Consider the following 14172-nt stretch of genomic DNA (forward strand, 5'->3'; position numbering starts at 1 on the left):
ATACACTATTGTTCATAGTTTATATCTAAATATATTTTGTTGTTTTAAAGCGCTAAAGATTTTAGCCGTTTTTAACAATTATAAAGTGACAGAATTATCTAACAAATGTAAAATGGTAATAATTCCATAATGTAGAAGGGGTGTTTGGGGATGAATGTACCACTAGTTTTATCACATTTCCTTGATCGTGCAGTAACATTATACGGCGATAAGGAAGCGGTGCAATGCGAGGGCAGAGTATTTACATACCGCCAGTTAGAAGGACGTGTAAATCAACTTTCAAGAGGATTGCAATCAATAGATGTTGAAAAGGGAGATCGAGTTGCTTATCTCGCTTCTAATACTGTAGAAATGCTAGAAGGTTTTTATGGCATTTATCAAGTAGGTGCGATAATGGTGCCTCTAAATATCCGATTAAAGCCAGAAGACTATTTATTTATCTTAAATCACAGTGAATCCAAGGTGCTTTTTGTAGACCAAGACTTATACGAATTAATTTTGCCAATCAAAGACCTTTTACAATCAGTCGAGCATATTATTGTCCATTATAAAGAAGAAGCAACAGCTGAAATTAGTTATGATGAGTGGTTGGCTACATTTTCTCCCGAAAAATTCAAACGTGCTGAATTAGATGAAAATGATGTCTGCAGCCTACTTTATACAAGTGGCACGACAGGGGATCCAAAAGGGGTTATGCTAACACATCGTAACAATTATTTACATGCATTAAGTTCAATGCACCATTTGCGTGTCACTGATGAGGATATATACTTGCATGTATTACCAATGTTCCATGTGAATGGCTGGGGTGCGCCGTTTTATTACACAGCGAATGGCGCGACGCAAATTTGCTTAAAAAAGGCGACACCTGAAGCAATTTTTCGTGAAATTGTAGCACAAAAAGTAACAGTTGTTCATATGGCGCCAACTGTACTCAATACGCTTTTACAATATTATGATGAACATAAGCCTGCTGTTGACCAAAAGGTACGAATTGTCCTTGCAGGTGCAGCACCACCTCATGCCTTTGTCAAAAAAGTGGAACAGGGGCTTTGTTGGGAATTTATCCAAGTATATGGAATGACGGAATCTTCACCACTAAGTCTCATTTCTAGAATTCTGCCGCAATTTAGTGACTTATCATATGACGAAAAATCACGTTTAAAAGTAAAAGCAGGATATCAGATGATTGGTGCCGAAGTAAAAGTGGTGGACGAGTTCGGCGAAGAAGTCCCTCATGATGGTACAGCAACCGGAGAAATTGTCGTTCGCAGTAATGGTGTCATGAAAGGCTATTGGAAAAATGAGAAAACGACATTACAAACAATCCAAAATGGCTGGCTCCATACGGGAGATGTTGGAACCATTGATGAAAGGGGTTATGTTGAAATTACAGACCGTAAAAAGGACATTATTATAAGTGGCGGTGAGAATATCTCTTCTATTGAAGTAGAAGGAGTACTATATGATCATCCGGCTATTTTAGAGGCTGCCGTTATTGCTATTCCTCACGAAAAATGGGGAGAAACACCACACGCGTATATCGTTTTACGAGAAAATACTGAAGTAACAGAACAGGAGATTATTGACTTCTCTCGTTCAAAATTAGCTCATTTTAAAGCTATTAAAAGTGTTACATTCACTAAAGAATTACCGAAAACAGCATCGGGTAAAATTCAAAAGGTTCGTTTACGAAACGATCATATTGAGAGCCTGAAAGTTTAAGCTTTCCAAAAAGCCACATAAATTAGGCTGTGATGTCAATGAAAAGAACCTATAAGTGGCGCTTTATAAAGCAAATATTTATTAAAAAAATTGCATATAATGAAAAAAAGTAAAGAGGTGGTCTAGTTGATCTTTATATTAGCCAGCAGTGTGCTAGCTTTTATACTCATACTTTCAGAATACTTGAAAAGCTCCAAGATATTCAATGTATTTTATCTTATTTCATTAGTAAGCGTCATCTATACATTTGTTAGTTTCATTGATATAGAAGGATTAGAAGCTTTAAGTTATAGTATCATCTCTTTAACATTCGGAATCTTTGGCGTAGGCGGAATGTTAGTAACTCTATGTAAGCAAAAACAATTGAATATGTAAAAGAATGGCCTTCACAGAGGATTTCTGTGAAGGCTTTTTATTTTGATGTATGGATGGGAGGGGAGGACGTGAATATTCTGCTAAATAACAATCGGGTGAGATAGTGCAACAAACAATGAAGATAGTGCAACAAACAGTCGAGATAACACAACAAACGATGGAGATAGTGCAACAATCAGTCGAGATAACACAACAATCGATGGAGTTAGTGCAACAATCCTCTAAGATAGTGCAACAATCAAATTCCCAATTCGAGTAAACCTCCTCAAGTATATAAAATCTTCCGAAATGGTGGTTCTTCAAAAAACTAAGCAGGTTCACCCTCCTAATGTAGAAGAAAATCCAGACTGTAAGGACGTGAATATTCTGCTAAATAACAATCGAGTGAGTTAGCGCAACAATCCTCGGAGATAGTGCAACATTCATTCGAGCAAACCTCCACAAGTATATAAAATCTTCCGAAATGGTGGTTTTTCAAAAAACTAAGCAGGTTCACCCTCCTAATGTAGAAGAAAATCCAGACTGTAAGGACGTGAATATTCTGCTAAATAACAATCGAGTGAGTTAGCGCAACAATCCTCGGAGATAGTGCAACATTCATTCGAGATAACACAACAATCGATGGAGTTAGCGCAACAATCCTCCAAAGGCGTCTATGTGTTTTTAACTCCTGGTAGTGGCAGCACAACTAACAATTGGTAGTGTATTTTTTTATGATAAAATTGTCCCGAATTTCACTTCAATTTCGGGTTCTTTTTTCAATATATCATAAAGAAAAGGTTAGCTTACTCATATTTTTTCATAAATGGAACAAAGTGGAGTGCCGGTTATTATGGTCTAAATTGTGTCTATACGTTCAAAATGTACAAGAAAATATTACTAAAAATAACATTTTATATAGTTTTATTCGCATAATATGTTATTTTAAATGTGGGTAAAAAGTACCTAACAATGAACATAGGACCATAGGAGGACTTATTATGAAGAAAAAATTAAAATTAAATCAAGTGTTAATTGGGGTTAGTACAATTGCACTATCGTTAGGAGGGTTACAAGCAGAAGTTTCAGCAGCAGAAAAAACGCCTTATAATGTATTACAAATGAAACCTGTTGGCATAGGAACTCCAAAAGATGAAATTGTACATTCTACAAAAGCTGATGAAACATTATCATTTGATAAACGTTTGAAAATTGGAGATTTTTCGCAACACCCAGCTCCAATTTTAAAACGTGCTGAAACGAAGCAATTGCAGCAACAGTACTCGATGGCAGAACTAAATAGAATGAGTGATAGTGAGCTAATTGATACGCTAGGAAATATTCGCTGGAATCAAATTACAGACTTATTCCAATTCAGTGAGGAAACAAAAGTTTTTTATCAAAATAAAGAACGCATGCAAGTTATCATCAATGAATTAGGGAAAAGAGGAAGTTCTTTTACGAAAGATGATTCAATGGGAATTGATACATTTGTTGAGGTATTGCGTTCTGCCTTTTATGTAGCATTTTATAATAAGGAACTAGGTTATTTAAACGAGAGAAGCTTCCATGATAAGTGTTTATCAGCATTAAAGGAAATGGCTAAGAGTCCAAACTTTAAACTTGGTACACGTGAGCAAGATAAAGTGGTATCCTCCTACGGAAAATTAATAGGTAATGCTTCTAGTGATGCAGAAACAGTTCAGTATGCTGCGAAGATTTTAAAACAGTATAACGAAAATCTCTCTACATATGAAAGCGATCCTTTAAAAGGACAAGCTATATATGAATTAATAAAAGGGATTGATTATGACTTGCAGTCGTATTTGCACGAGACACTTAAAGAAGCTAATACGACGATGTGGTATGGAAAGATTGATAGTTTCATAAATGAAGTTAATAAAATTGCTCTTATGCATAATGTGACAGATGGAAATAGTTGGTTAATCAACAATGGCATTTATTATGCAGGACGTTTAGGCGGATTCCATAGTAATCCGGATAAAGGTTTAGATGTTGTTACTCAAGCGATGCATATGTACCCTCATTTAAGTGAAGCTTATTTTGTAGCAGTAGAGCAAATTACAACAAATTATGGTGGAAAAGACTATAGTGGAAATACAGTAGATTTACAGAAAATACGTGAAGAAGGAAAGAAGCAGTATTTACCGAAAACATATACATTTGATGATGGATCAATTGTATTTAAGACGGGAAATAAAGTAACAGAAGATAAAATTCAAAGATTATACTGGGCTGCAAAAGAAGTAAAAGCACAATATCACCGTGTAATTGGGAATGATAAAGCATTAGAGCCAGGCAATGCTGACGATGTATTAACAGTTGTAATTTATGACTCTCCAGATCAATATCAATTAAACCGTCAATTGTATGGGTATGAAACAAATAATGGTGGTATTTATATTGAAGAGAAGGGAACGTTCTTTACATATGAACGTACGCCGGAGCAAAGTATTTATAGTTTAGAAGAGTTGTTCCGCCATGAATTTACACATTATTTACAGGGAAGGTACGAGGTTCCTGGTTTATTCGGAACAGGAGATATGTATCAAAATGAACGATTAACATGGTTCCAAGAAGGAAATGCAGAATTCTTTGCAGGATCAACACGTACAAATGATGTTGTTCCACGTAAGAGTATTATTAGTGGATTATCAGATGAACCATCACAACGCTATACAGCCGAGCAGACAATGTTTGCAAAATATGGATCGTGGGATTTTTATAACTATTCATTTGCACTACAGTCTTATATGTATAATCATCAATTTGATACATTCGATAGAATTCAAGATTTAATTCGTGCGAACGATGTGACAAATTATGATGCGTATCGTGACGCTTTAAGTAAAGATCCACAACTGAATACGGAATACCAAGCTTATATGCAGCAATTGATTGATAATCAAGAAAAATACGAGGTGCCACAAGTAGCAGAAGATTATTTAGTGGAACATACACCAAAAGCGTTAACCGAAGTGGAGCAAGAAATTGCCGAAGTTGCTAACGTAAAAGATGTAAAAATGACAAAACATAAATCTCAACTCTTTAATACATTTTCACTCGAAGGTACGTATGTAGGTAGTAAGACAAAAGGTGAATCTAAAGATTGGAAAACGATGAGCAAGCAAGTGAACCAAGTACTGGAGCATCTGTCGCAAAAAGAGTGGAGCGGCTATAAAACAGTGACTGCGTATTTCGTAAACTACCGTGTGAATGCAGCAAACCAATTTGAATATGATATTGTTTTCCACGGCGTTGCAACGGATGAAGGAGATCATCAAGCGCCTATTGTAAATATCAATGGTCCATATGCTGGAGTCGAAAATGAAGAAATCCAGTTCAAGAGCGATGGTTCAAAAGAAAAGGATGGAAAAATCGTTTCTTACCGTTGGAATTTTGGTGATGGCAAAACAAGTGACGAGGCAAACCCTACTCATGTATACGAAAAAGAAGGCACATATAATGTGACCTTAACAGTGAAAAATGATAAGGGAATAGAAAGTAAAGATCGCACAATTGTATCTATACGGAAGGACGCACAAACAGAGAAACCTCACACAGAAGAAGCGAAGACCATTCCATTTAATACGCCTCTAAAAGGTGATTTGGTTGGTGATGATGATACGGATGCATACACATTCGATGTTACGTCTCCAGAAGAAATCGATATTTCTGTTTTAAATGAAAATCAAATTGGCATGACATGGGTGCTTTATCATGAGTCTGATAAGCAAAATTATGTAGCATATGGACAGGAAGATGGAAATACTATAAAAGGTAAACTTAATGCGAAACCAGGAAAGTATTATTTATATATTTATAAATTTGATAATGAAAACGGGACATACACAGTAAATGTACAAAATAGTGCACAAACAGAGCTAGAACCAAATAATCGTCCAGAAGAAGCGAATATGATTCCATTTAATAAGTCATTAAAAGGTAGCTTGATGGATGATGATCATACGGATGTATACACATTCGATGTTACGTCTCCAAAAGAAATCGATATTTCTGTCCTGAATGAAAATCAAATTGGTATGACATGGGTGCTTTGTCATGAGTCAGATATGCGAAATTACGTAGCATATGGACAGGAAGAGGGAAATACTATAAAAGGTAAATATAAAGCGAAACCAGGAAAGTATTATTTATATATTTATAAATTTGATAATGAAAAAGGGACATATACAGTAAAAGTACAATAATTACATTTTCAGCTCAATATTTTGGACACAAAGAAGAATGAGCTCTACGTATAGAAAGTGAAATAATAAAAAGTCGATATTCCTACTAAGGAATATCGGCTTTTTAACTGGATTAGATAAACTACCGTCTTGAACTTACTTGCAATCTTCTTCATATCTAAAATGTACTTCCGGGATATGTATTCAAGCTAGGAAAGATTCAGCAGTTAACATGGGACGATTTATACGGCGTCACAAGGAGTTTTCAAATGAAGGCACCAGCAATAGCAATTTGGTGTAATTAAAATGAATGTAGATTTAAGTTTTCGTACCTTCTATAATGTGTAGATTGGACAATTAGCAAAGGATTATGTACTAAGATCTTTACTATCAACCTATCAAATCCTTGATAGGTTAGACAAACCCTAACGTTATCTTCATATTGAAGAAATGAACTCCAAATGGTATTGTTTTTATATTCTGAAAAATAACACGCGTCTTTTAGCTGAGATTTTCTATTTAAAATATTTTAGTAGAGGGTGTATAACAATGTCGGTAGTAGCGATTAATATGATGAATGCTTTTACAATTGAAAAATTACGAGATAATGCCATTTCAAGTGAACAAATTCTTAAGGGACTAGAAAAACAAGAAATGGAAAGCTGGAAAGAAAATGATCCTTCGCTAAACTTAGATGATTTAATCGCGTTATATCAAGATGATAAAAATACGCTGGTGAGTGCATTAACGGAAGGTTATTCAGTGAAATTTTTAACATTCAATGGACTAAAAAGCTTATTGAAATTCCGTTTCCATAAAATCGAAGGGGAAGATTATCAGCTTAGTGACTCAGGAATAATGAATGTAAATCTTTCAAAAGAAGAGCAACCTATTCTAGAGCAAATGCTTTCTATCAACTGGCATATTCAAGAAAATACAAATGATTTTACAATCAATGTATTGTTAAAATAGGTTATAGTTTGAGAGTGAACAATCTCAAAATTGTAAGATCCATAAGGAGCTGAATTTAAAATTGAATTTCAAAAAAGTCTTTATTGCTAGCTCAATTGTAGGCTTCCTATTGACGCTTGGCCTTGCTGGGGTGTCACAAACTGCCTCTGCACAAGCTTCAACAGCTAAAAAGTCCCTAAATAAAACAATGAAAGCAACAGCAGCTGTTAATATGAGAAAAGGGGTCGGCACAACTCACAAGAAAATCATGACTGTTGAAAAGGGGATATTCGTTAAAGCTAGTAATTACTCAAACGGCTGGTACAAAGTAAGCGTTAGCGGTAAAATAGGATGGGTCTCGGGTAAATACCTAACATCAGCACCGGCAACCTATAAAGAAGCAGGTCTTGTTGAATTATCCAAGAAAGATGGCTTTGTCATTGACTTAAAATATGCAACGAAGAAAAACTTTATGGGCTACGCACTATACCCAAAAGAAAGTAAAGCTTTAGTGACAAAATCGACAGCAGCAAAACTAAAAAAAGCCAATAAACTGGCACATGAAAAAGGGTATAGAATTAAAATTTGGGACGTTTATAGACCATTATCTGTGCAATGGGAAATGTACAACAAGATACAAAATCACCTGTATGTCGCCAATCCAGCGTTAGATTCTAATCACAGTAAAGGTGTCAGTGTTGATGTTACCTTAGTAGATGCAAAGGGCAAAGAGTTGAAAATGCCAACAAAATTTGACTCGTTTTCTTCAAAAGCAGGACGTTACTATAAAGGGAATTCGAAAACAGCACAAAAAAACATGGACTATTTAACAAAGATCATGACACAATCTGGCTTCAAGACAATCAGCTCAGAATGGTGGCATTACAATGATTTGAGTGCATCACATCCGACATTAGATGTGCCTACTCATTGATAATGAAATTGGAGGAAATTAAATGAAAATCAGCTTATCACATGCTGAATTGAGTACTTTGCCAAACATAGACTTACCTTTGCATGAAATTACAGATATAAATCTATTTGATAATAGTTTTAGTACAATTCCTGAAGATATCTATAAAATGAATAATTTAAAGATGCTAAATATTTCTGCAAATAAGCTTGAAGAAATATCAGCGCATATCAAAAAATTTAAAGAACTTAAAATGATGGACTTAGGACATAATCAAATTGAAATAATCCCATCAGAAATAGGTTCACTTACGAATTTGGAGGATTATCTATATCTTCACAACAATAAATTCGAAACAATCCCTTCTGAAATTAAGAACCTAAAAAAACTAAAATATTTAAATCTAAGTGATAATCATTTCAGTGAGTTACCATCAGAAATAGGCGAATTAACCAACTTAGTAGAGTTACGATTAATGAACAACAAACTTTATAATATACCGGAGAGCTTTAGTATGTTAACGAATATTAGAGAGCTTCATCTGAAGAATAATCAGCTCAGCAATCTCCCTGAAATATTTGAAGGTTTGACGTTATTACGAGTGCTGGATATGGAAGAGAATCAGTTAAAACGTGTTCCAAGTTCACTTAAGCATTGTAAAAAGTTAAGACGCTTGAATTTGAGACATAATCAATTGACTACATTACCCGATGAATTAGGGAATATAGAAAATTTATTAGAATTAGATCTAAGAAGTAACCAGTTAATTGAATTACCAGAATCTTTGATGGAAATTGAAGGGTTAGAACGTTTAGATTTAAGATGGAATCCTGATTTAAAAGTACCGAATTGGTTAGAAAAGCTTGAAAAAAGAGGATGTATAGTTTATCTGTAACAAAATATATCGCATAGATCCGCTTTTTATTTTGTATTGAATTAAAAATGATCTGTAGACAAAGTGACAACCCGAAACAGGACTTGATTTCGGGTTGTTTTTATTGAATTGAATATCAGATTAGTTGAAAATCAAGGTATCACTCAAGACTTTAAATAAAACAGGACAGTACGGAATAAAACTAAGCTGAACTTATTAGTATATTGGGAACAAATTTAAAAAGCGCACTTTCATAGAGAGATCTTTGAAAGTGCGCTTTTTAAATTTGCATTTTATCATGTATTGCAATTGATATGTAGAAAAATCCCTATTTCCTACGCTCCAAATTAGATAATTGCTTCGTTAATTGCTCAACTTGTTTTTGCAATTGCTCTAATTGTTTTGATTGGTTATCTTGATCTGAAGAACCTCTATTATTAGAGTTTTCTAATTCTTGTAAAGCTAATGCAGCAGCAATAGCCGAAATTCCATCACCTAAAGTAGAGATTGTAGCTCCAATAAACGCAAGTTTAGCAGCAAAAATTTCAGGTGATTCAGAACTCTGATTATTTTGTCTATTATTCATTGTGATCCTCCTTGAGGAATTGAACAAACTTCAACTTAGGATTTATTCAGGTTAACCTCTTAAGATGTATTTGCTTTCTATTTGGAATAGTTCGCGAAATACAAAAACCAAACGGCATGGTTGTGTTCGTCTAACGATACTTGCATAAATTATTGCTGTATAGGGTGGTTATTTGCTTCTCTTGTAATATTTTGCATTCATTTTGGGAGAATAATGTTTTCTGGTAAATGGAAAATAGATTTGTGAGATAATCTGATAATGTCTCATTTCATCACTTCTTATTAACAAAATTCTGTCCCTTATAATCTTTATTAGGGGCTTATTTTTATCTCATAGCAATATCAGTAATTAACTTGTTAGGAATTTGTTGTTGAAACGAATTATAATTCAATATCCATACACCTCATTGGATATTTTATGTTGCTTAACAAGGATATGTGACTAGTTCAAGAATAAATGAGTTCACATAAAATCCGATGAAGCGCTCTTATACTAGAAAATAAGTGAAGAAATAATGGAGTTTGATAAAATGAATAAAGAGTTGGAATAATGAAATATATTCAAATTATGGTACTCCCCAAAAAAGGTGGAACGAATAATTCTTTTCTTTTACCATATGGAAATATCGTTGGCATAGTTCTGACAGTAGTAGCATCAATTTTATATTATTTCTATCATAATAATTTTTATGATATGTCGATGTAGCTTTATAACACCAAAATGAAAAGGGGCTGTCCCAAAAGTCATTGAATAATGACTTTTAAAGGCAGCCTCTTCATTTTAGTTCAATCTATTATTTTAAAGTATCAATAGCAATCTTTTTCATAATCTGAAACACCTTTTGTGATGAGACTGTATCAATTATAGGTAAATCCTCTTGTTCTTCATGAGCGGTTTCTTTTAAGATGTTGATTTCTTTGTTGAGTCGTTCCATTTTGCGATCTAGTTCCGCAGCTGTAAAAGCGGCTTCTCTTAGTTCATTCGTTAGTTGTTCTGGAACTTGTTTGTTGTATTTATAATAGATTTTATGCTCCAGACTTGCCCAGAAGTCCATAGCGATTGTACGGATTTGCATCTCGACATACACATGTTCTTCTCGGTCTGACATATAAACAGGGATTTTCAAAATTACATGAAGACTTTGATATCCATTTGGCTTTGGATGTTGAATATAATCCTTTACTTCGATCACTTCAATGTCTGATTGAGCCTGAATCATTTCACTAATAATATAAATATCAGAAACAAAAGAACATGTAATTCGAATACCAGCGATATCCCTCATGTTTTCTCGTATCCCTTCCAAAGTTAAGGGAATATCTTTTTTACGCATTTTTTTCAAAATGCTTTCTGGTGATTTTATGCGTGTTGTGACATGTTCGATTGGATTATATTCATGAATTAACCTAAATTCTTCTCTTAAAATGCTAACTTTAGTCCCGATCTCATCTAACGCAAATTTATAAGCCATCATAAAGCGGGTTAACTCTACTCGAAGTTCTTTCATATTTTTTTGTTCTAAAGAAAATGTCATAAAAGCATCTACACCTTTCAAGATTCATATAATCCATTTTCTCAAATTTCTCAAATTATTTCACGTGAGCACTGTGGTTTTATATAAATTGTGTATATTCGACGTTATCTTGATTAGTCGATAGTACCCAATCAAATGATATAATATAGTCAACTGTACGTTACGAAATGAGGAACATATATGTATAAGACAATCGGAATTCTAGCTCATGTGGATGCTGGTAAGACGACATTTTCAGAGCAACTGCTTTATCATACGAATAGTATTCGTCAGAGAGGACGCGTTGATCATAAGGATGCCTTTTTAGACAATCATGCAATTGAACGAGAACGCGGAATTACGGTTTTTGCTGAACAAGGAATCATTACATACAACGATCATACTTACACCATTATAGATACACCAGGCCATGTCGATTTTTCACCTGAAATGGAGCGCGCTATTCAGGTAATGGATTATGCCATTTTAATCATTAGCGCAGTTGATGGGGTAGAAGGGCATACAGAAACAGTGTGGCAATTATTACGTAAGCATAATATTCCGACCTTTTTCTTTCTAAATAAAACAGATAGAGAAGGTGTTAACACCGAAGTAGCTCTAGACGAAATTCGATCGAATTTAACAGAAAATGTTTGTGATATAACAACTGCCTTTCATGATGGAGTTATGCAAGAGGAACTCATTGAATTCATAGCGGAGCGAGATGAAGAGCTTCTGGAGCAATATATGGAGTCCGGTTATGCCTGGGAAATTTGGCTAGAGGCATTCAAAAAATTGATTTCAAGAGGTGAAATCTTCCCATGTGGAAGTGGGTCAGCATTGAAAGATATAGGTGTGCTTGATTTCTTCTTAAAATTGGATCAATTAACTGAGACTTTTTATGATAAAGACAGTGATTTTGCTGCACGAGTTTATAAAATACGCCATGATGATAATGATCAACGTGTGGCGTTTATGAAATGCTTAAGTGGTTCCTTGCAAGTAAGGAATGAAATTCAATACGGTGAAACTTCTGAAAAGATTACACAAATACGCTTGTACAATGGCAATAAATTTTCAACCGTAAATGAGGTTCAAGCTGGTGAGCTTTTCGCGGTTACAGGTTTAAGTAGTGTTGATATAGGAGAAGGACTCGGTCAACTCCGTGAAAGATCAATTTTCGAACTCATACCTACATTAAAATCTAAAGTTATTTTCGATACTAGTATTCATGTAAAAGAAATGCTCCGTTGCTTTACAATTTTAGATGCAGAAGATCCTTCTCTCCATGTTTTTTGGGATGAGCATTTCCAAGAAATCCATGTTCATGTAATGGGTGTCATTCAGCTTGAAGTCCTTGAGCAGATTGCAAAAGAGCGTTTTTCATATAATATTTCTTTCGGCGAACCAAAGATATTGTATAAAGAAACGATTGGGGCAACAGTAACAGGGTATGGCCATTTTGAACCGCTAAGACATTATGCAGAGGTGCATCTACAAATAGAACCAGCAGATAGGGGTACAGGTATTACGTTTGAAAATAAATGTCATGCTGATCATTTATCAGTAGGCAATCAAAATTTAATTCACCAACATGTCCTTGAAAGAAATCATCACGGTTTACTTACTGGTTCTGCAGTTACTGATGTGAAAATAACGCTACTAACAGGACGTGGAAGTAATGAGCATACATCAGGTGGAGATTTCAGAGAGGCTACGCATAGAGCACTTCGACAAGGCTTGGAGCAAGCGGATAATATTCTACTTGAACCTTATTATGATTTTAAAATTAAGGTACACATGGATCATATCGGTTGCGTAATGTCGGATGTTCAGCAGGCACATGGCCGTTTTAATCCACCAGAAAACATAAGTGACAAGGTGGTCATAAAAGGACGTGTCCCGGTAGCCACTTTTATGAACTACAATACTAGCTTTGCTGCTTTCACTAACGGTAAAGGTGCACTCACACTTAACTTTGCCGGCTATGATCAATGTCATAATACTGAACAAGTCATTGAAGAGAATGGTTATGACAAGAATGCCGATCCACAATATACATCTACCTCAATTTTCTGTGCAAAGGGGAAAGGGTATCCTGTCCCTTGGGATGAAGCGAAGGCTGCTATGCATTGTTTGTAGAAAGATAATGCTGTTCTTTTGTGAGTTTCGCGCATACGAAGAAATATATATAGGCAGTGGATTTCAAAGGAAATCTCACTGCTAGGTTTTTTTATAGGTAAAATATGTTAATATTATGGTGTTACGGAAATTATAAACGAGCATGTGGCAGATTTATTTCTAAAAGTGTCTTTCTTAGCAGAAAGAGATAATGGGGGATGGCGTTGAATTTACTAAATAGATTAATAGAACAAGCTAAAAATCCAAATGGAATCATAGGCTCAATTATGTTAAGAATTATGAATTCCGCACATACAAGTATGAACCGATGGGCCTTAGAAAAGATAATTATAAGAGAATCAGCAGTAATGTTAGACGTTGGATGTGGCGGCGGTAAAACAATACAATTATTGTCTAAACGGAATATATCCGGAAAGATAAGCGGTATAGATTATTCAGAACAAGCAGTAAAAGATTCAATTAGAGCAAATAAACAAGATGTAGAAAAGGGTAAAGTAAATATCCTTCAAGCAAGTGTTACTGACATTCCATTTCCTGATCATACATTCGATATAGTTACAGCTTTTCAAACACATTACTTTTGGAGAGATTTAGAAAACGGGGTTAAAGAAATTTTTCGAGTGTTGAATCGAGATGGGCATTTCTTAATTATTGCAGAAACGTACAAAATTAATTATCATATGAAATCCTATAAAACTAAAGATGAATTGGAGCAATTATTTAAAAAAACGGGTTTTAATTCAGTGAAGTTTTATGAGAATAATAACGCTAAATGGCTTTGTGTTGAGGGGCATAAGACAATCTAAAATCGCTTCTAATCAAGGGCAATCTTTTAGCAAAGAAAAAGGTCATGGTCATAAAAGAAATAGAGGTATTATCTATAGAATTGTATTTATCTCAACA

At 34.6% G+C, this 14172-nt stretch carries 10 protein-coding genes and 2 pseudogenes; 10 read left to right on the forward strand and 2 right to left on the reverse strand.

Annotation, left to right across the window (positions count from 1 at the left end; all coding sequences use genetic code 11):
- Window positions 1-150: 150 nt before the first annotated feature.
- From ACZLO7_RS10475 to ACZLO7_RS10510, 8 genes and pseudogenes are all read left to right on the forward strand, one after another.
- Window positions 151-1725, forward strand: a complete 1575-nt coding sequence (locus ACZLO7_RS10475; RefSeq protein WP_464940707.1) for a long-chain-fatty-acid--CoA ligase — start codon at window positions 151-153, stop codon at window positions 1723-1725.
- A 126-nt stretch (window positions 1726-1851) separates the two neighbouring features.
- Complete coding sequence (locus tag ACZLO7_RS10480) at window positions 1852-2100, forward strand: hypothetical protein (protein ID WP_511261407.1); 249 nt, start codon at window positions 1852-1854, stop codon at window positions 2098-2100.
- Between the two features lie 103 nt (window positions 2101-2203).
- Complete coding sequence (locus ACZLO7_RS10485) at window positions 2204-2359, forward strand: hypothetical protein (protein ID WP_464940708.1); 156 nt, start codon at window positions 2204-2206, stop codon at window positions 2357-2359.
- Window positions 2360-3080: 721 nt separating this feature from the next.
- Window positions 3081-5966: pseudogene (locus ACZLO7_RS10490) on the forward strand (collagenase); the annotation flags it as partial.
- 12 nt (window positions 5967-5978) lie between these two features.
- Window positions 5979-6311 (forward strand): annotated as a pseudogene (locus ACZLO7_RS10495) (PPC domain-containing protein); the annotation flags it as partial.
- Between the two features lie 528 nt (window positions 6312-6839).
- On the forward strand, window positions 6840-7262 hold the full coding sequence (locus tag ACZLO7_RS10500; RefSeq protein ID WP_464940709.1) for a hypothetical protein: 423 nt from the start codon (window positions 6840-6842) through the stop codon (window positions 7260-7262).
- A 61-nt stretch (window positions 7263-7323) separates the two neighbouring features.
- The gene (locus tag ACZLO7_RS10505) at window positions 7324-8175 is read left to right on the forward strand and encodes a M15 family metallopeptidase (RefSeq protein ID WP_464940710.1); all 852 of its coding nucleotides are present in this window, start codon (window positions 7324-7326) and stop codon (window positions 8173-8175) included.
- Window positions 8176-8197: 22 nt separating this feature from the next.
- On the forward strand, window positions 8198-9049 hold the full coding sequence (locus tag ACZLO7_RS10510; RefSeq protein WP_464940711.1) for a leucine-rich repeat domain-containing protein: 852 nt from the start codon (window positions 8198-8200) through the stop codon (window positions 9047-9049).
- A gap of 307 nt (window positions 9050-9356) precedes the next feature.
- Here ACZLO7_RS10510 and ACZLO7_RS10515 read toward each other — a convergent pair whose 3' ends face one another.
- Entirely contained in the window at window positions 9357-9614 is a 258-nt protein-coding gene (locus tag ACZLO7_RS10515; RefSeq protein ID WP_464940712.1) for a translation initiation factor 2, read from the reverse strand.
- Window positions 9615-10407: 793 nt separating this feature from the next.
- Window positions 10408-11148: a GTP pyrophosphokinase gene (locus tag ACZLO7_RS10520; RefSeq protein ID WP_464940713.1), complete on the reverse strand. Its 741-nt coding sequence runs from the start codon at window positions 11146-11148 to the stop codon at window positions 10408-10410.
- A 180-nt stretch (window positions 11149-11328) separates the two neighbouring features.
- On the opposite strand from ACZLO7_RS10520, the gene ACZLO7_RS10525 reads away from it, so the two are divergent.
- Together ACZLO7_RS10525 and ACZLO7_RS10530 are read left to right on the forward strand one after the other, a co-directional pair.
- Window positions 11329-13269: a GTP-binding protein gene (locus ACZLO7_RS10525; protein WP_464940714.1), complete on the forward strand. Its 1941-nt coding sequence runs from the start codon at window positions 11329-11331 to the stop codon at window positions 13267-13269.
- Between the two features lie 203 nt (window positions 13270-13472).
- Complete coding sequence (locus ACZLO7_RS10530) at window positions 13473-14075, forward strand: class I SAM-dependent methyltransferase (RefSeq protein ID WP_464940715.1); 603 nt, start codon at window positions 13473-13475, stop codon at window positions 14073-14075.
- The last annotated feature ends 97 nt before the right edge of the window (window positions 14076-14172 follow it).

This window comes from Viridibacillus sp. d25.2 (assembly GCF_055456015.2).